Source organism: Marinibacterium sp. SX1, assembly GCF_050389775.1.
Classification (GTDB): domain Bacteria; phylum Pseudomonadota; class Alphaproteobacteria; order Rhodobacterales; family Rhodobacteraceae; genus Marinibacterium.
In genome coordinates, this window is sequence record NZ_CP177144.1 from 3,716,501 (window position 1) to 3,734,459 (window position 17,959).

The 17,959-nt window shown below is 69.3% G+C and carries 19 protein-coding genes; 6 read left to right on the plus strand and 13 right to left on the minus strand.

Annotation, left to right across the window (positions count from 1 at the left end):
- Positions 1-77: 77 nt before the first annotated feature.
- Together ACK3BB_RS16760 and ACK3BB_RS16765 are read right to left on the minus strand one after the other, a co-directional pair.
- Complete coding sequence (locus ACK3BB_RS16760; RefSeq protein WP_428925783.1) at positions 78-695, minus strand: vWA domain-containing protein; 618 nt, start codon at positions 693-695, stop codon at positions 78-80.
- A 206-nt stretch (positions 696-901) separates the two neighbouring features.
- Positions 902-1,651 carry a GntR family transcriptional regulator gene (locus ACK3BB_RS16765; RefSeq protein WP_428925784.1) on the minus strand — a complete coding sequence of 250 codons (750 nt, stop codon included), beginning with the start codon at positions 1,649-1,651 and terminating at the stop codon, positions 902-904.
- Positions 1,652-1,843: 192 nt separating this feature from the next.
- Between ACK3BB_RS16765 and ACK3BB_RS16770 the strand changes: the two genes are divergently transcribed.
- Genes ACK3BB_RS16770 through ACK3BB_RS16795 form a run of 6 tightly spaced genes read left to right on the plus strand, consistent with a single transcriptional unit; the run spans position 1,844 to position 8,075 of the window.
- Positions 1,844-3,412 (plus strand): ABC transporter substrate-binding protein, encoded by a 1,569-nt coding sequence (locus ACK3BB_RS16770; protein ID WP_428925785.1) that lies wholly within the window; start codon positions 1,844-1,846, stop codon positions 3,410-3,412.
- A gap of 8 nt (positions 3,413-3,420) precedes the next feature.
- On the plus strand, positions 3,421-4,431 hold the full coding sequence (locus tag ACK3BB_RS16775) for an ABC transporter ATP-binding protein (RefSeq protein ID WP_428925786.1): 1,011 nt from the start codon (positions 3,421-3,423) through the stop codon (positions 4,429-4,431).
- Complete coding sequence (locus ACK3BB_RS16780) at positions 4,428-5,456, plus strand: ABC transporter ATP-binding protein (protein WP_428925787.1); 1,029 nt, start codon at positions 4,428-4,430, stop codon at positions 5,454-5,456. The genes ACK3BB_RS16775 and ACK3BB_RS16780 overlap by 4 nt, the downstream gene beginning before the upstream one ends.
- Positions 5,456-6,382: an ABC transporter permease gene (locus ACK3BB_RS16785; RefSeq protein ID WP_428925788.1), complete on the plus strand. Its 927-nt coding sequence runs from the start codon at positions 5,456-5,458 to the stop codon at positions 6,380-6,382. The genes ACK3BB_RS16780 and ACK3BB_RS16785 overlap by 1 nt, the downstream gene beginning before the upstream one ends.
- Positions 6,342-7,196, plus strand: coding sequence for an ABC transporter permease (locus ACK3BB_RS16790; RefSeq protein ID WP_428925789.1), 855 nt, complete (start codon positions 6,342-6,344; stop codon positions 7,194-7,196). The genes ACK3BB_RS16785 and ACK3BB_RS16790 overlap by 41 nt, the downstream gene beginning before the upstream one ends.
- Before the next feature lie 18 nt (positions 7,197-7,214).
- Positions 7,215-8,075 carry an endonuclease/exonuclease/phosphatase family protein gene (locus ACK3BB_RS16795; protein WP_428925790.1) on the plus strand — a complete coding sequence of 287 codons (861 nt, stop codon included), beginning with the start codon at positions 7,215-7,217 and terminating at the stop codon, positions 8,073-8,075.
- A gap of 229 nt (positions 8,076-8,304) precedes the next feature.
- Here ACK3BB_RS16795 and ACK3BB_RS16800 read toward each other — a convergent pair whose 3' ends face one another.
- The 11 genes from ACK3BB_RS16800 to ACK3BB_RS16850 form a co-directional block, all read right to left on the minus strand.
- A complete protein-coding gene (locus ACK3BB_RS16800; RefSeq protein WP_428925791.1) occupies positions 8,305-8,928 on the minus strand; it encodes a class I SAM-dependent methyltransferase in 624 nt (207 codons plus the stop codon).
- Between the two features lie 4 nt (positions 8,929-8,932).
- The gene (pssA, locus tag ACK3BB_RS16805; RefSeq protein WP_428925792.1) at positions 8,933-9,679 is read right to left on the minus strand and encodes a CDP-diacylglycerol--serine O-phosphatidyltransferase; all 747 of its coding nucleotides are present in this window, start codon (positions 9,677-9,679) and stop codon (positions 8,933-8,935) included.
- A 13-nt stretch (positions 9,680-9,692) separates the two neighbouring features.
- Complete coding sequence (locus ACK3BB_RS16810) at positions 9,693-10,370, minus strand: phosphatidylserine decarboxylase (protein ID WP_428928759.1); 678 nt, start codon at positions 10,368-10,370, stop codon at positions 9,693-9,695.
- A gap of 379 nt (positions 10,371-10,749) precedes the next feature.
- On the minus strand, positions 10,750-11,952 hold the full coding sequence (gene argE, locus ACK3BB_RS16815; protein WP_428925793.1) for an acetylornithine deacetylase: 1,203 nt from the start codon (positions 11,950-11,952) through the stop codon (positions 10,750-10,752).
- Positions 11,953-11,971: 19 nt separating this feature from the next.
- The gene (locus tag ACK3BB_RS16820) at positions 11,972-12,898 is read right to left on the minus strand and encodes a LysR family transcriptional regulator (protein WP_428925794.1); all 927 of its coding nucleotides are present in this window, start codon (positions 12,896-12,898) and stop codon (positions 11,972-11,974) included.
- 56 nt (positions 12,899-12,954) lie between these two features.
- Entirely contained in the window at positions 12,955-13,629 is a 675-nt protein-coding gene (locus tag ACK3BB_RS16825) for a DUF1028 domain-containing protein (protein WP_428925795.1), read from the minus strand.
- Positions 13,630-13,858: 229 nt separating this feature from the next.
- Positions 13,859-14,275 (minus strand): RidA family protein, encoded by a 417-nt coding sequence (locus tag ACK3BB_RS16830; protein ID WP_428925796.1) that lies wholly within the window; start codon positions 14,273-14,275, stop codon positions 13,859-13,861.
- A 96-nt stretch (positions 14,276-14,371) separates the two neighbouring features.
- Positions 14,372-14,992 carry a glutathione S-transferase family protein gene (locus ACK3BB_RS16835; RefSeq protein WP_428925797.1) on the minus strand — a complete coding sequence of 207 codons (621 nt, stop codon included), beginning with the start codon at positions 14,990-14,992 and terminating at the stop codon, positions 14,372-14,374.
- A complete protein-coding gene (locus ACK3BB_RS16840) occupies positions 14,989-16,041 on the minus strand; it encodes an NAD(P)H-quinone oxidoreductase (RefSeq protein ID WP_428925798.1) in 1,053 nt (350 codons plus the stop codon). Before ACK3BB_RS16840 ends, ACK3BB_RS16835 begins: the two co-directional genes overlap by 4 nt.
- Complete coding sequence (locus tag ACK3BB_RS16845) at positions 16,038-17,159, minus strand: ABC transporter ATP-binding protein (protein WP_428925799.1); 1,122 nt, start codon at positions 17,157-17,159, stop codon at positions 16,038-16,040. The genes ACK3BB_RS16840 and ACK3BB_RS16845 overlap by 4 nt, the downstream gene beginning before the upstream one ends.
- Positions 17,149-17,958 carry an ABC transporter permease gene (locus tag ACK3BB_RS16850; protein ID WP_428925800.1) on the minus strand — a complete coding sequence of 270 codons (810 nt, stop codon included), beginning with the start codon at positions 17,956-17,958 and terminating at the stop codon, positions 17,149-17,151. Before ACK3BB_RS16850 ends, ACK3BB_RS16845 begins: the two co-directional genes overlap by 11 nt.
- Position 17,959: the final 1 nt, after the last annotated feature.

Below are 17,959 nucleotides of genomic sequence, written 5' to 3' on the forward strand. Positions count from 1 at the left end.
GGCCTTCCCCTGCTGATCCATCGTGCTCCTGTGTCGCCCGCCCGGCCGCCGCGATCAAGCCCGGCCGGGCCGACCCGTCACGACAGCGTGCCGCAGGTGTCGGTCACCGGGTTGGCCTGCAGGTAATCGGCCAGCGACCCATGGCGGTTGCCGTCGATCACCCGGTAGCGCCGGCTGTCGCTGACCGCGGCGAAGCGGTCGGCGTAATAATAGCTCTCGGCATGGTTCACCACGTAGACGGTTACCGCGTTCAGCCCGTGCGGCCCGGTCAGGGCGGTGATGGCCTGGCGAAAGGCATGGGCATCGTCGGGATATTCGTCGGTGACGAAGACAACATGGGAACAGCGGTACCCCGCGTCGCGGATGCTGAGAAAGGCCGAGCCCAGGTAGGACCCGCTGTCGCCCTGCGGCGCGGCCATGACCTCGCCGGCCAGCTTGGCCCCGTCGCCGTAATCCTCGCGCTGCTTGCCGGTGTTCCACATGATCAGTTCAGCCCCCGGATAGCGCCCGGTGGCCAGGGTGCCCAGCAGGGCCGATTTCGCCAGGTCGATGCGCTTGGCCCCGGCCACGGGGAATTCCATGCTGCCCGAGACATCCATCAGGAAGATCGTGTGAGGCTCGGCCAAGGCCGGCCGGGCCGAAAGGACAAGACCCGACACAAGGCCCGTGACGAGGGCCAGCAGAAGTTGTTTCACCGGAACGTTCCTTGCACCAAGGTTGGTTCCTCCCTTGGCCTCCTGTGTCGACCGCATGGCTCGCCCGCGAAAGCCCGCCCGCCGCGTTGGGCCGCCCCCATACGGGATACCGCCCACAAATTAGGCATATTTGCGCCAGTGTGACGCCCAACAAGGCGGCTATTGATCATCTGCCGGGCATCTGCCCGCAAAGCGGGCCATGGACCTCAGGCCCCGCTGTCGGGCACTTCGAAGGCGATCAGGTCGGCCCGGGCCACCGCCTGGGACAATTCCAGCTTGCGATCCTGGCCGGCGGCAACGTTCAGGGCCGTGGTCACCAGGACAGGCTGCGACGGTGGCACGTCCAGGGTCAGCGCCTCGTGGCGGGTCGGCAGGCGGGCTTCGATCAGGGTGGTCGTGCGGCGGAACTCGGCATGGCCCACATCCGCCAGCGCCCGGCCGATGCTGCCCTGGCAATGGTCCAGCACGGCCAGGATGTCGCCGCCCAGGTCGGGGGCGAAACTGTGCCGGGCCAGCACCGCCGGCCGGTCGTCGAGATAGCCCAGAAGCACCGCGTAAGGCAGCCGGGTGCCCGGCGCCACGCCCAGCATGCGGGCCACCCGGCCCTGGGCCTTGCGCTCGCCCCGGTCCAGCAGGTCGGCCCGGCTGGTCCGCCCCTCGCGGCTGGCATTGGCGCTGAACCGGGTCAGCGGCGAGATGCGGTAATGGATCGGGCGCTCGGCCACATAGCTGCCCCGGCCGTGCCAGCTCTGGGCCAGCCCTTCCTCGCGCATGGTGTCGATCAGCTTGCGGGCACCGAACCGGGTCAGCCCGTAATCCGCCTGCAACTCGGCCAGCGAGGGCAGACGGCTGCCCGGCAGGATGCGGCCTTCGCGAATCTCGTGGCGGAAATGGCCAAGCCAGTCGCGCCAGCCGGCGCGGCCTTCGTCTGATCGCTTGCCCCCATCGCTTTGCACGTCGCACCCCGGCCCCGTCACAGCGCCGCACTCTTACCGGCTGTGCGTAAAGGTTTCATAAAACCCGGCCCTTCCTCCGCGGCCCGTCACCGAAATGTCATGGCCCGGGGTGCTTGTCGGCGCCATGCCCGGGCCACCCGGCCACGCCCGCCGCCCATCCGGCCCGCCCCTGTTGCCACAACGGAGACCCCGATGACCCGCCTTCTGCTTCCCAACCGCCGTGCCGTGCTGGCCGGCGGTGGCGCCCTTGCCGCCGGCGCCGCCCTTGGCCTGCCCGCCCTGGCCCAGTCCGACCGCCCCGACGTGACCATCGCCGTGCAGGCGCTGGTCGACAATTTCGAGCCGATCCAGGCGATTTCGAATGTCGGCATGCGCGTGGTCAACGCCATGTTCGACACGCTGTTCTACCGCGACTACCTCGGCAATCCCGAGGGCAGCGGCAACCGCATCCAGCCGGCCATCGCCACCGGCATCGAACGGCTGGACCCGCAGCGTGTGCGCGTGACGATCCGCGACGACGTGCTGTTCCACAACGGCGAACGGGTCACCGCGCAGGACGTGGCGTTTTCCTTCGGCGAGGACCGCATGTTCGGGGCCGAGCCGATGACCCCGCGCGCTGCCTATTTCCGGCCCGACCTCGTCGAGGTCACGGCGCTGGATGACCGGACCGTCGAATTTGTCACCGCCGGGCCCGATTACGCCATGGAAAAGCGGCTGGCATCCTGGATCGGCTGGGTCGTGCCCGAGGGGCCGTTCCGCGACATGGGGCTGGACGGGTTCGGCCAGGCGCCCATCGGCACCGGGCCCTACAAGATGCGCGAGTTCATCCGGGGCGACCGGATCGTGCTGGAAGCCAACGACGATTACTATCGCGGCCGCCCGACGGCGCGCACCATCACCTTTGTCGTCGTGCCCGAAACCGCCACCCGCGTGGCTGGCCTGATCTCGGGCGAATACGATTTCGCCTGTGCGCTGTCGCCGGACGACCTGGACCTGCTGGCCCGCTACGACGATGTCGATGCCCGGGGCGCGACGATCGAGAACACCCACCTGATCGTGCACAACCAGGTCGACAACATCCTGTCGGACAAGCGCATCCGCAAGGCCATGTCGCTCTGCGTCGACCGCGACACGCTGAACACGGCGCTGTGGAAGGGCAAGGCCGGCGTGACCAACGGTTTCCAGATGCCCTCGCAGGGTGCGGCCTATGATGCCGCCCGCCCGGCCTATGCCCAGCAGATCGACACGGCGAAACAGCTGCTGTCCGAAGCGGGATACAGCGGCGAGACGATCACCTTCCGCACGCTCAACGACTATTACGTCAATTCGGTCGCCGCGGCCCAGGTCATGCAGCAATGGTGGCAGGAGGCCGGGCTGAACGTCGAGCTGGTGATCATGGAGAACTGGGGCCAGGTTACCGGCGAAGGCCTGATGACGCGCAACTGGTCCAACGGATTTCCCCTGCCCGATCCGGTCGCACCGCTGACCACCGACTGGGGGCCGACCTCGAACGTGCAGGCCAATTACGGCTGGAAGGCGCCCGACGAGTTCAACAGCCTGCTGGACACGATCAAGACCTCGCCCGACAGCCCCGAGCGCACGGCGGCCTTCCAGCGCGCGCTGGACATCTTCGACGACGAGGCGCCGGGCTTTCCGCTCTACCGGCCCTACGAGCTGTACGGCGTGAGGGCGAACATCAACTGGCGCCCGGTGACGTTCGAATGGATGGAACTGCGGCCCAACAACCTGACCTTCGGATGAATGTGGCGATGACACCGGAAGAGGCGGCCACCGCCTCTTCCCTGCTCGATGTCTCGGGTCTTTGCATCGCGCCGAAGGCCGGGCCGCAGGCGGGGTCACCGCTGGTGGCCGACGTGTCGCTGCGGCTGGACGCCGGCCAGACGCTGGGCATCGTCGGCGAAAGCGGATCGGGCAAGAGCCTGACCTGCCTGGCCATCCTCGACCTGCTGCCGCCGGGCCTGGCGCAGACCGCCGGCACGGTGCGGCTGGGCGGGCGCACCGGGACCATGGCCGGGGCGCGGGGGCGCCGGGTGGCCATGGTGTTCCAGGATCCCTTTGCCGCGCTCAACCCGATGCGCCGGATCGGGCGGTTCCTGACCGGGCTCTTGCGCCTGCACCGGGGCCTGACCGGCACGACGGCCGAGACCGAGGCGATCCGCCTGCTGGACGCCGTGGGCATCCCCGGCGCGGCCCGGCGGATGCGCAGCTATCCCCACGAGCTGTCGGGTGGGCAGAACCAGCGCGTGCTGATCGCCGGCGCGCTGGCCGGACAGCCCGACCTGCTGATCGCCGACGAGCCGACCACGGCGCTGGACGTGACGACCCAGCTGGAAATCCTCGACCTGCTGCAGGATCTCTGCCGGGACCAGGGCATGGCCCTGCTGATCGTCAGCCATGATTTCGGGGTCATTGCCCGGATGGCCGAACAGGTTGCCGTGATGTACGCCGGGCAGATCGTCGAACGCGCGCCGGTGGGCCGGCTTTTTGCCGCCCCGGCCCATCCCTATACCCGCGCGCTGCTGGGCTCGATCCCGCCCGAACACGGCCGCGCGCCGCTGACGCCGCTGCCCGGCCAGCCTCCGGCCGGCGGCGCCGGCGGGCAGACCGGCTGTGCCCTGGCCCCGCGCTGCGGGCTGGCGGCCCCGGCCTGTCGCACCACCCGGCCCTTCATGCATCAGCAGGGGCCGCACGAGACGCTGTGCCACCTGGGGTTCGGGGCGGGATCAACGGCGGCCGGCACCCTGGCGGGCCCGGCATGAGCATCGCCCTGCCCCCGCCTCCGCCACTGGTCGATGTCACGGCGCTGCGCTTTGCCGCGCCGGGCACGGGGCGGCTGATCCGCCGGCCGGGGCCGCAGATCCTGAACGGCATGTCCTTCCGCGTGGCCCGGGGCGAAATGCTGGGCGTGGTCGGGGAATCGGGATGCGGCAAGTCCACCCTCGGCCGGTTGCTGGCCGGGCTCGACCGGCCCACGGCCGGGCATGTCACCGTGGGGGGCGACGATCCCGCGCCCCGGGGCCGCCGGGCCTATCGCCAGTCGCGGGCGCGGCTGCAATATGTCTTTCAGGACCCGATGTCGGCGCTGAACCCGCGGCTGACGATCGGCTACCAGATCGCCGAGGGCCTGCGCGCCCATGGCCTGGCCGCCGATCCCGGGCGCGCGGCGCTCCACTGGCTGGAACGGGTCGGCCTGTCAGCCGCCCATGCCGCGCGCTATCCCCACCAGCTGTCCGGCGGCCAGCGCCAGCGCGTTGTCATCGCCCGGGCGCTGTCGGTCGATCCGCTCTTCACCGTGTTCGACGAGCCGGTTTCGGCGCTGGATGTCTCGGTCCAGGCCCAGGTGCTGAACCTGCTGGCCGAGCTGCGCCGGGAGCTGGGGCTGACCGGGGTGTTCATCTCGCATGACCTGCGCGTGGTGCGGTATGTCAGTGATCGGATCGCGGTGATCTACCTGGGCGAGATCGTCGAGATCGGCCCGGCCGACGCGGTCTTTCACCACCCGCTGCATCCCTATTCCCGGGCCCTGATCGGCGCGCTGTTGAGCCCGGCGCCGGGCACGGCCCGCCGCAGCCGGCTGACCGGCACTCCGCCCGACATCTCGGCCCCGCCGCCGGGCTGCCGGTTTCATCCGCGCTGCCCGTGGGCCATGGACCGGTGCCGGGTTGAAGCGCCGGCACCGCGCCCGGCGGGAGACGGGCGGCAGGTGTCGTGCCACCTGGACCGGCCGCCGGCAACCGACGCGGCGCGCGATCGGGCGCCGCAGCACCGCGAGGTGACGGCCTGATGGGCGAGATCCTGATGACCCGCCTGCTGCGCACCGTGATCACGGCCTGGATCGTGGTGACGGTGACCTTCTTCGTGCTGCGCGTGACCGGCGACCCGGTGCTGTCGCAATTCTCGCCCGAGACCACGCCGCCCGAGATCATCGCCTATTACCGGCGCCTGTGGGGGCTGGACCAGCCGTTGCTGTCGCAATACGCCAGCTACCTCTCCGGCCTCTTTCAAGGCCGTCTCGGCACGTCCTTCTCGGATGGCCGGCCGGTCGCGGGCATCATTGCCGAGCGGTTGCCCAACACGCTGCTGCTGATGGGCCTGTCCTTTGCCGTGATGCTGGTCATCGGCCTGCCCGCCGGCATCCTGGCCGCCTTCCGCCAGGGGCGCTGGCCCGACCGGCTGGTGATGTCGCTGGCCGTGGCCAGCTATGCCATGCCGTCCTACGTGCTGGGCGTGGCGCTGATCTGGCTTCTTGCCGTCGAGTTCCGCCTGCTGCCCTCGTCGGGTCATGGCACGGCCGGCCATCTTGTCCTGCCCCTGCTGACGCTGGCCACGGCCAATGCGGCGATCATCGCGCGTTATGCCCGGGCCGCGACGCTGGAGGTCATCACCCTGCCGCATGTGCTGGCCGCCCGGGCCCAGGGCTGGCCGATGGGCGCCGTCATCCGGCGCGACATCCTGCCCAACGCGGCGATCCCGCTGGTCACCGTCATGGGATTCATCGCCGGCGGGCTGGTCGGCGGGTCGATCATCGTCGAGTGGATCTTTGCCTGGCCGGGCATCGGCCGGTTGCTGATCGATGCCATCACCGCCCGCGACCTGGCCGTCGTCCAGGCGCTGGTCCTGCTGTTTTCCGGCGCGATGATCATCGCGAATTTCCTCGTGGATATGGCCTATGTCCTTCTCAATCCCCAGCTCCGCCTCTCGCGCCGCTAGGCGCCCCCTGGCCCTGACCCTGGCGGTCGGCTGGCTGGTGGCCATGGGGGCTCTTGCCCTGCTGGCCCCGCTGGTCGCGCCCCATGGGTATGCCGAACAGGACCTGCTGGCCCGGCTGTCGCCCCCGGTCTTCCTGGGGGGCACGGCCGATCACCTGCTGGGCGCAGATCACCTTGGCCGGGACGTGCTGTCGCGGATGATCTACGCCATCCGCATCTCGGCCATCGTGGCCCTGGCCGGCACCGTCATCGGCGCCGTGCTGGGCACGGCCCTGGGCGTGCTGGCCGCGCAATGGCGGGGCTGGTTCGAAGAAACCGTCATGGCCCTGGTCGATGCCCAGTCGGCCCTGCCCTTCCTGATCTTTGCCCTGCTGATCATCGCGTTCTTCGGCAACAACCTGACGCTCTTTGTCCTGCTGCTGGGGTTCCAGGGCTGGGAGCGCTATGCCCGGCTGGCCCGGGGGCTGGTGCTGGATGCCAATACCCGCGGCTATGCCCGCGCCGCCCGGGCGATGGGCCTGCGCGACTGGCGGGTCAACCTCGTGCACCTGGCGCCCAACATCGCCGGGGCCATTGCCGTGCAATTCACCATCAACCTGCCCGAAACCATCCTGCTGGAAGCCGGGCTGAGCTTTGTCGGCCTGGGGATCCAGCCGCCGATGACCTCGCTGGGCCTGATGCTGAACGAAAGCCGCGGGCACATGGTGCTGCACTGGTGGCTGGCCGCGCTGCCGGCGACCGTCATCTTCCTGACCGCGCTGGCCATCAGCCTGCTGGGCGACCGCCTGCGCGACCGGCTCGATCATACTCTCTGACCCAAAGGACCAACGCAGATGCTTTGCGCCACCTACAACATCCAGTATTGCAAGGGAAAAGACGGGCGATACGACATCGACCGCATCGTCGCCGAACTGGGCGACGCCGACCTGATCGCCCTGCAAGAGGTCGAAACCCATGTTGCCCGCAGCGGTGACGTTAACCAGGCCACCGAGATCGCCGCCCGCCTGCCGCACTTGTTCTGGGCCTTTGGGCCGGGGATCGATGCCGATGCCTCCGAGATGGTCGACGGCCGGGTGATCAACAAGCGGCGCCAGTTCGGCAACATGATCCTGTCGCGCTGGCCGCTGCTGTCGGTGACGAACCACCCGCTGCCCAAGACCGCGCTGGCCGGCCTCGTGCATTCGCGCCGGGCGCTGATCGAGGCGGTGATCGACACGCCGCTGGGCCCGATCCGCTTTGCCTCGGTGCATTTCGACCATATCGGCCCGTCGACGCGCCTGCCGCAGGTGGCCTTTGCCCGAGAGCTGCTGCTGAACGGACCGCGCCACGGGGCCAGCTGGGGCGGGCCGTTCGACGACGGCTGGTTCGACCGGCCGGCGCCGCCGATGCCCGAACCGGTGATCCTGATGGGCGATTTCAACTTTACCCCCGACAGCGCCGAATACGACCTGATGCTGGGGGCCAAATCGCAGCACCACGGCCGGGTCCATGATGCCCACGGGCTGGCCGATGCCTGGGTTGCGGCCGGCCATGCCGAGGACGAGGGCGTGACCATCGTGCATGCGGGCGGTGCCGAACGGATCGATCATTGCTTTGCCAGCCATGAACTGGCCGCGCGGGTCGGCGAGGCCTGGGTCGACATGGTTGCCCAGGGGTCGGATCACCAGCCGGTGTTCTTCCGCTTCACCGCCTGACGCCCCCCTGTCGCCGCTGGCCTGGCGGCATCCCTGCCGCCGAGCCTTGGTCCGTCGCCCGGCAGCAACCTTGCCGTGGCGCTTGTACCCGTGGCCCGGCGGCACCGTCGCCGCGCCCCTTGCACCGCCGGCCCGATGGCACGCGCTTCGCCGTCCGCACTCCGGCCCCGGCGAGACCCTGCCCCCCCGGCCCGACAGCACGCTTGCCTCGGGCCAGGGGCCCCATGGCTCAGGCCTTGGAGAGCTCCAGCAGGGTCATCATGCCCATCGGCGGCAGGCGGCGGGTCTGTTCGACCGACAGCCGGTCTTCCTGCAGCACCCGGTCCATGGCAAAATCGGAATGCCAGCCCAGCAGGCTGGACAGCGGCGCGGCCAGCCGTTCGACGCGCGACAGGAAACCGGTGTCGCGCTGGAAATGGTTGGTGATGACCACCCGCCCGCCGGGTTTGCAGACCCGGGCGATCTCGGCCATGACGCGCTCGGGCTCGGGGGCCACCGACAGCACGTGCATCACCGCCACCGCATCGAAATGGTCATCGGGGAAATCGAGCACCCGCGCATCCATCTGGCGCAGTTCCTGCACGTGGTTCAGCCCCTTATCAGCCACCCGCGCGCGGGCCTTTTCCAGCATCTCCTCGCTGAAATCGATCCCCGTCACCCGCAGGTGCGGCGCATAGAAATCCAGCGCCAGCCCGGTGCCCACGCCGACTTCGAGCACATGGCCCGTGCCGCGGTTGATCTCGTTGATCAGCGACACCGCCGATCGCCGGCCGGTCTGGGTCACCGCGCCGAAGGTCTGATCGTAAAATAGCGCCCATCGGGCATAGGAATTGCCCACCGTTTCGATGTCCACGGGCTCAGGTCTCCTGTGTGGTGCCACGCCTGTTCTGTATCGCGACGATGATAACCACGGCCGCGTAGCCAAGGCAAAGCACCACCAGCGACACCCAGGTAAAGATGAGCAAGGCGGCGCCGAGAAGGGCGAAACCGACAAAGAAAAAGCGCACCCGCGCGCGCGGGATCTTCTGGGCCTTGAAGGACCAGGTGCGGAAATTCGAGATCATCAGCTTGCCGATCAGCACCATGTGCAGGCAGATCACCCAGCCCGGCAGGATGCGTTCGTCGGCCACGGCGAAGGACAGGTAGAGCGGCAGCATGACCAGCAGCGCGCCCGCCGGCGACGGCACGCCGGTGAAATAGCGGTTGTCGGCCGGGGCGGCGTCGCGGGTATTGGCCACGTTGAACCGGGCCAGGCGCACGACGCAGCAGATGGCATAGAACAGCACGGCCAGCCAGCCGATGTTCGGCATCGACTGGTGCAGGCCCCAGAAATACAGGACCAGCGGCGGGGCAACGCCGAAATTGACGAAATCAGCCAGCGAATCCAGCTCGGCCCCGACAAGGCTCTGGCTGTCGAGCGCCCGGGCCAGCCGCCCGTCCAGCCCGTCGAGCACGGCGGCAGCCAGGATCAGCTGGACGGCCAGGACGTAATTGCCCTGCACGCCGAAGCGGATGGCCGAGACCCCGGCGCAGATGGCCGAGATGGTCAGCATGTTGGGCAGAAGCTGGTTGATCGACAGTTCCGACGAGGGTGTTCCGGGCATGGTCAATCGGCCTTCAGGTCTGGGGTTGCGGGGCGGAGAGCTCGGCCAGCACGGTCTCGCCCGAGATCATGGTCTGGCCGACGGTGACCAGCGGCTCGGTGCCCTCGGGCAGGTAGACATCCAGCCGCGAGCCGAAGCGGATCAGGCCGAAGCGTTCGCCGGTCTCCAGCCGGGCGCCGGGCTCGATGAAACAGACGATGCGCCGGGCGACCAGGCCGGCGATCTGCACGACGGCCAGTTCGCGGCCGTCGGCGACGCGGATGCGCAGGCTGTTGCGTTCGTTCAGGTCGCTGGCCTTGTCGAGCGAGGCATTGAGGAACTGGCCGGGGTGATAGGCGATGCCGGTGACCTCGCCGGCGATGGGCAGGCGGTTCACGTGGCAGTCGAAGACACTCATGAAGACGCTGACGCGGGTCAGCGGCTCGGCGGGCATGCCCAGCTCGGCCGGGGGGATGGCCGGTTCGATGATCGAGACGATGCCGTCGGCCGGGCTGACGATGAGGTTGTCGCGCCGGGGGGTGACCCGCTCGGGGTCGCGGAAGAAGTAATAGCACCAGACGGTCAGGCCCAGGCCGACCAGGCCCAGGAATTCGGACAGCAGCCAGAGGCCCAGGGTGACCACCGCGAAGATGGCCACGAAGCGCCGGCCTTCGGGATGCATCGGCTTGATGAAGGTGGAGGTCATCCGAATGCTCATGGGGCGTTGTCCTGTCAGGTCTGTGGTGGTCATGCCCTGTAGCGTAAAGCGCGGGCCGGTCCTATGAAAATCGGCACCGGCCAACGGGCCGGTTTTCGCCGGCCTGGCAGGTGGATGGGCGCGGGTCGGGCCTCTCACAGGCGGCGGGCCGGCCTTGGCGAGGGGCGCGAAAGCGGGAGCGGGAGCGGGAGTGGGAGCGGCCTATTGGGGGCATCGGGCTGAACAGGGCAAGGGCATCGGGCCGACCACGGCGCGGGTGATGGACCAGCCGGGCGAGGATGCCCCCCTTTGGGACAATCACCGCCCCAAGCGGCGCCGCGGACCGGCCGCGGGCGGCCGGGCCTTGTCGCGGCTCACCGCCTCCGTGGCCGGGTCAGCCGCGCAGGGCCTCGGTATCGGGCGTGGCCAGCGCGGCGGCCAGTGCGGCGATGAACCGGTCGCAGAGGTCGAGCTGGTCGGCGGCGACATATTCGTCGGGCTTGTGACCCTGGGCCATGTGCCCCGGCCCGCAGACCAGGACCGGCACGTCCAGCGACTGGCGGAACAGCCCGCCCTCGGTGCCGAAGGCCACCTTGATCGGATCGTCGTCGCGGCCCAGCAGCCGTTGCAGCAGGCGCACCGCCGGGGCGTCGACCGGGGTGTCGAGCCCGGGATAGCCCGAGACCTGCTCGATCTCGATCCGCGCCTCGGGGAAGCGGTTGCGATGGGGGGCGGCCACGGCCTCGGCGTCGCGGGCGATGCCGTCCAGGATCAGCTGCGGATCGTCGGCCGCCACGTTGCGGATCTCGAAATCCAGGTCGCAGCGGTTGGGCACGATATTGAGCGCCGTGCCCCCCTGCATCATGCCCACGTGGACCGTGGAATAGGGAATGTCATAGGCCGCATCGCGGGCGCCGCCGGCCTCGAGGTCGGCCTGGCGCTGCTGCAGCCGGGCGACAAAGGCCGCGCCCAGGTGCAGGGCGTTCAGCGCGTCGGGGGCCAGGGCCGAATGGCCTTCCTGGCCGTGGCAACAGGCGCGCAGGGCGGTCTTGCCCTTGTGGCCGGTGGCAATCTGCATGCCCGTCGGCTCGCCGATGATGCACAGCGCCGGCCGGTCGGCCCGATCGGCCAGGATGTCGAGCATGCCGCGCACGCCCAGGCAGCCGATTTCCTCGTCGTAGGACACCGCCAGGTGCATCGGCAGGGCCAGCCCCGCGCCGCCATCATCGCCGGCGGCGCGCAGCATGGCGTGGATGGCCACGGCCAGGAAGCCCTTCATGTCGGCCGTGCCCCGGCCGTAATAGCGCCCGTCCTCGGCATGCAGGGTGAAGGGATCGCGCGACCAGGCCTGGCCTTCGACCGGCACGACATCGCAATGGCCCGACAGCAGCACCCCGCCCGAGCCCTCCGGGCCGATGCTGGCCAGCAGGTTGGCCCGGGTGCCGTCGTCGGACACGAACCGTTCCAGCCGGGCGCCGGCCGGGGCCAGCAGGCCCTCGACATAGTCGAGCAGGTCCAGGTTGGACTGGCGCGACAGGGTGGGAAAGCCGATCAGCCGGCCAAGGATGTCGGGGATGCCGGGAAGGTCACGGGTCATGGGCGGAGGGGGTCTTTCGTCAGGTGGTCACGCCGGGCAGCTTGTTGGCGTCGCCGGCTTCGTGGCAATGGTCGATGAAGGCCTGGATCGTGCGCGACACATGGGCCGCGCGCGACATGGCGATGCCCAGCTGCAGCGGCGGCACGGGCGTGTTGAGCGGGATGAATTTCAGCGGCTTGCCGTCCATCGAATATTCGGTGGCCGTGCGCATGTTGGAAATGCCGAAGCCAAAGCCGTTGGCCACCAGGCTGCGCTGGATGGCAATGTCGGCGGTGCGCTCGGCGATGCGCGGGCGGCGGCCCAGGGCGCGGAAGAGCGACAGGAAGTAATCCGAGCTGTGCGGCATGTCGAGCAGGACCATCTCGTGTTCGACCAGGTCCTCGGCCGTCAGTTCGCTGCGCGTGGCCAGGGGATGTTCGAGATCGACCATGACATAGGGCGGCAGGGTGCGCAGGGGCTGGAAGTCGATGTCGCTGGGCAGGGCCAGGTCATAGGTCAGGGCCACGTCGATCCGCGCCGCGCCCAGGGCATCGAAGATCTGGGCCTGGTCCAGCTCGACCTGGCTGAAATCGACGCTTTCGTACTTGTCCTCGAAGCTGCGGCGCAACTGGGGCACCATCAGCTGGACAAAGGTCTTGAGGCAGCCCACCCGCAGCGAGCCGCGCACGCTGCCGGTATAGATGTTGGCCATGTCGTTGAGCTTGCCCGCCGCTTCCAGCACCAGCCGGGCCTGCTGGAAGAAATGCTCGCCCGTGGGCGTCAGCACCGAGCCCTGGGCATGGCGGCGGGTGAACAGCTGGACACCGAAACCGGCCTCCAGCTGGGCAATGGCCGAGGACATCGACGGGGCCGTCACGTTCACCTTGTCGGCGGCCAGGGCAATGCTGCCCGCCTCGCCCACGGCGATGAAATACTCCAGTTGGCGCAGGGTGAACCTGAGTGGCATGGCGAGACCTCGGCTATCTTGGGGCCCGGGTCACATCCGGGCATGGGGCAAAATAGTCACTCGTCTCCGGGGACACCATAGGACGGCGCCTCGCGCGGATCGAGCGCCCGCGTGACGTAATCGTTCATCTGCGGCTCATAGACGGCCCAGGCCGCTTCCAGCGCGGCGATCGGGCAGTCTTCGGTCCAGTCGATGCGCAGCTCGGCCAGCGGCCAGCTCTGGGTGTCGACCAGCAGCAGCCCGGCCGAATGCACAGGCCCGGCCTCGCCCCCGGCATCCAGCCCGGCACGCAGGGCGCCGATCAGCCGGTCGCCCAGGTGGCCCGTCGAGGTGGCGAAATGCTGGACCATGACTTCGGGCACGCCGGCATCGGCCAGCAGGTTGCCCGCGGCGGCACAATCGCGGCCCTCGGCCTCGGACCACATGCCCAGGACCTGGGTGCCCGAATAGATCGCGCTGGCCCCGGTCCGGTCGACGGCCAGGACCTGGCGATAGGCCATGTGTGCCCCGGCCCGTTCGACGATGGCCAGCGCCTCGGACGGGCTGGCGCCGCGTTCCATCAGGTCCAGCGTATGGGGCCCGAGGCGCGGGTCGGTGACATTCTGGCTGGCCACGGCGCCGACCCCGGCCCGGGCATGGGCGCAGCGCGCGGCGACGGCCGGCGACGAGGACGAGATGGCCACGCCGAACATGCCGGTCTGCTGGCAATGGCCGATGATCGAAAACGTCATGAAGTCTCCCTGGGGGCACGAGCGCCCCGGATTGGTGCATGAAACGGATGATGCATGCTGGTTGGGCGCGGACAAGAGGCAGGCCACCGGAGAGGCCGTGGGGCGGACCACAGCGCGCCCCACCGGGCGCGCCATGAGACCATCCACGGGGGCAACCATGCCCCCCAGCCGCAGAACTGTGCCGGCCCCTGCCCCGCGCGCAGCGCGACGGCGACGGGCCGGCGGGCGATCAGTCGGGGATGACAGCCGTGGCGTCGATCTCGACCAGCCATTCCGGCCGGGCCAGGGCCACGACGACCAGCCCGGTGCAGACCGGGTGCACGCCCTTGATGTAATCGCCCATGGTCCGGTAGACCGCCTCGCGGTGGCGCACGTCGGTCAGGTAGACGACCAGCTTGGTCACGTGTTCCATCTTGCCGCCGCATTCCTCGACCAGCTGGCGGATGTTGCTCATGACCTTGTGGGTCTGTTCCACCGGGTCGTTGCTCTTGATGTTCTCGGCGGTGTCCAGGTCCTGCGGGCACTGGCCGCGCAGGAAGATCGTCTTGCCCGGCTCGGCAACGACGGCCTGGGCCAGGTCGTTGTCGAGGTTCTGCTCGGGATAGGTGTCCTTGGTGTTGAACTTGCGGTGACGGTAATGCGCCATGGCGGTGTGTCCTCGTCGGGCTTGTGCCCCTTGCGGGGGCGTTTGTCTGGCCGGGCGGCCGGGGATCGGACCGCCCGGTGATGTCGGTATGGCCGGTCAGGCCGTGGGTCGGGTGGCGATCATGGCCGGGCGGGTGTCGAACCCGGCCTGCCATTCGGCCAGCGCCGGGCGGCCCTGGCGCCAGTCGAGATCCCCAAAGCGGAAATCCAGCCAGCCGAGCGCGCAGCCATAGGCGATGGCCCCGATGTCGTGGCATTCCGGCCCGGGCAGGTCGGCGGCCATGGCATCGAGCGCATCGGCCACCTTGTCCAGCTGGCGTTCCGTCCAGAGCGGCCATTGGTAATCGCCCGGCCGGGCCAGCGCCTCGTAGCGCACCAGCAGCGCGGCATCGAGCAGCCCGTCGGCCAGGGCCTGGCGGCGCAGGGCCGTCCAGCGCGCCGGGCCGGCGGGCGGAAACACCCGGCCCTGCCCGTCGCCGGCCAGGTCATCGAGATATTCGCAGATCACCCGGCTGTCATAGAGCACGGTGCCATCCCCGGCTCGCGCCGCCGGCACCTTGGCCAGCGGGTTGAAGGCCTGGATGCGCTTGTCGCGCTCCACCGGATGGGCGGCGCTGTCGAGGATCTCGATCTGGTCGGCCAGGCCGCGTTCGTGGGCCACGGCCATGACCTTGCGCACGAAGGGCGAGGCAGAGCCCCAATACAGCTGGATCGTCATTGCGCCGCCTCCGTCGCACCGGCCGCGTCGGCATCATCTGCCGGCAGGCCGGGCGCCAGGGCGATCTTGCCGAAATTGGCCCCGCCTTCGAGCAGCGCATGGGCCCGGGCCGCCTCGGCCAGGGGCAGCACGGCCGACAGCACCGGGCGCACCTTGCCCGGGCCGACCAGCGGCAGCAGCGCCGCGCGCAACCCCGCGGCAATGGAGGCCTTTTCCGCATCGCTCTTGGGCCGCAGGGTGGACGAGCTGAGCCACAGGCCCTTGCGCATGACCAGGCCCAGGTCGACCGGCGCAACCATGCCCGTCATGAAGGACAGGCCGATGTGCCGCCCGCCTGGGGCCATGCAGGCCAGGTGGGCATTGACGGCATCGCCGCCCAGGATGTCGATCACCACGTCCACGCCCTGCCCGTCGGTCAGGCGCAGGACCTCGGCGGCCAGGTCGGCCAGGTCGGCGCTGCGGTAATCGATGGCACGGGCGCCCATCTCTTCGAGCCGGGCGCATTTCTCTGGGCCGCCGGCGGTCACGATGACCTCGGCGCCCCAGGCCAGGGCCAGTTGCAGGGCCAGCGTGCCGATGCCGCTGGCGCCGCCCTGGATCAGCACCCGTTCCCCGGGTTTCAGCGCGCCGCGTTCAAAGAGGTTGTGCCAGATCGTGAACAGCCCCTCGGGCAGCACGGCGGCTTCCTGCAGGCTCAGCCCCTCGGGCACCGGCAGGCATTGATCGGCCCGCGCCACGACCTGTTCGGCATAGCCCCCCGCCTTGACCAGCGCCATCACCCGGTCGCCGGGCTGCCAGCCGGTCACCTCCGCGCCGGTGGCCAGCACCTCGCCGGCCACTTCCAGGCCCAGGATGTCCGACACGTCGGGCGGGGCCGGCAGCGCGCCGGACCGTTGCATGACGTCGGGCCGGTTGACCCCGGCCGCGGCCACGGCGATCAGCACCTCGCCCGGGCCGGGCCGGGGCACGGGACGGGACACGGTGGTCAGAACCTCGGGGCCACCGGGTGTGCGGGCGATGACGGCCTGCATCTCGCTCACCCCGCTCATGCCCCGGCCTCGCGTGCATAGACCGCCGGGCCGCGATCGGGCAGCGCGATGCCCACGGGCGTGCCCGCGGCCAGCGCCTCGCCGGCGGGCACGCGCAGCATGACCCGGCCGCCTTCGGCCGAGGGGCAATCGAGATGCAGCTCGGCATGGCTGCCCTGGTAGACCGACAGCGCCACGCTGGCCGGGATCGCTCCCGGCGCGCCGGCCTCGGTCAGGCGGCATTGCTCGGGCCGCACGAACAGCGTGACCGGCCCGGCCTCGGGCAGCGCCTCCTGGAAGGTCGAGACATGCAGCCCGGTGCCTTCGATATCCAGCGTCACGCCATCGTCGCCGCTGTCGACCAGGCGGGCGGCAAAGAGGTTGGCATCGCCCACGAAGGTCGAGACGAACTGGTTCTGCGGCGTGTCATAGATCTCGGACGGCGAGCCGATCTGGCGGATGCGCCCGCGCGACATCACGGCGATGCGGTCGGACATCGACAGCGCCTCGCCCTGGTCATGGGTCACGAAGACCGTGGTCAGGCCCAGCCGCGACTGGATTTCCTTCAGCTCGACCTGCATGGCCGTGCGCAGGTTGCGGTCCAGCGCCGAGAACGGCTCGTCGAGCAGCAGCACGCGGGGCCGGATCACCAGCGCCCGGGCCAGGGCCACGCGCTGTTGCTGGCCGCCGGACAGCTGCTTGGGCTTGCGGTCGGCGAAATCCTCGAGCTTGACCAGCGCCAGCGCCTCGCGGACGCGCTCTTCGGTCTCGGCCTTGGACACCTTGCGGGTGCGCAGGCCATAGGCCACGTTCTGCGCCACGCTCATGTGCGGGAACAGCGCGTAGTTCTGGAACACGATGCCGATCTCGCGCTTGTGCGGGGGCACCTGGGTGACCAGGTCGCGGTTGATGAACAGCTCGCCCTCGTCGGCTTCGAGGAAGCCGGCGATCAGGTTCAGAAGCGTGGTCTTGCCGCAGCCCGACGGCCCCAGCAGGGTCAGGAACTCGCCCCGGCGGATCTTGAGCCAGACCGGTTCGAGGGCAACGGTGCCGGAGAAGGACTTGCTGACACCGTCGATCTGGACGGCAGGGTATTCCCTGCTCTCGGACGGCGTGTTGGAGAGGGGCTCACTCGACATTTAGGACCTTTTCGAGGCGGTAGAGTTTGTGGACGATCAGCAGCGCGATGGCCACGACCAGGACATAGAGGACGGACACGGCGGCCAGCGTCGGATCGGCATATTCGCGGACGTAATTGTACATCGCGACCGGCAGGGTCTGGGTGCTCTGGTTGACCACGAAGAGCGATGCGGTGAACTCGTTGAACGACAGGATCGCGGCAAAGAGCCCGCCCGAGACCAGCCCCGGCAGCAGCAGCGGCAGGGTGATGGTCAGCAGGACGTGCAGCGGCGAGGCGCCCAGGGATTCCGCGGCCTGTTCGTAGCGCCGTTCGAAATTCTTCAGCGAGACATAGACCGACCGGGCCACGAAGGGCAGCACGATGATGACATGGACCGCAACGACCAGCCAGATCGACCGGGGCAGCGCGGCGGCGGCCGACAGGATCAGCAGGCCGAGACCGATGGTGAAGTTGGGGATGATCAGCGGCGACATCAGCACGCCGTTCAGCAGCCCTTTCAGCCGGAAATCGTAACGGTCGAGCACATAGGCAAAGCCCGATCCGGCGACCAGGGCAATGGTTGCCCCGATGGCCGCGATCTTGAGCGAATTGACCAGGCCGGCGCCGAAATCACCGTATTCGAAGGCGTTGACATACCAGCGGAAGGACCAGGCCTTGGGCGGGAAGGACAGGAAAGCGCCATCGTTGAACGAGGCAATGGCCACGACGACGAAGGGCAGCAGGACAAAGCCCACGATCAGCACCAGCAGGATCCGGCCGGACCAGTCGAGCAGGTGGTCGAGAAGGGATTTCTTCATG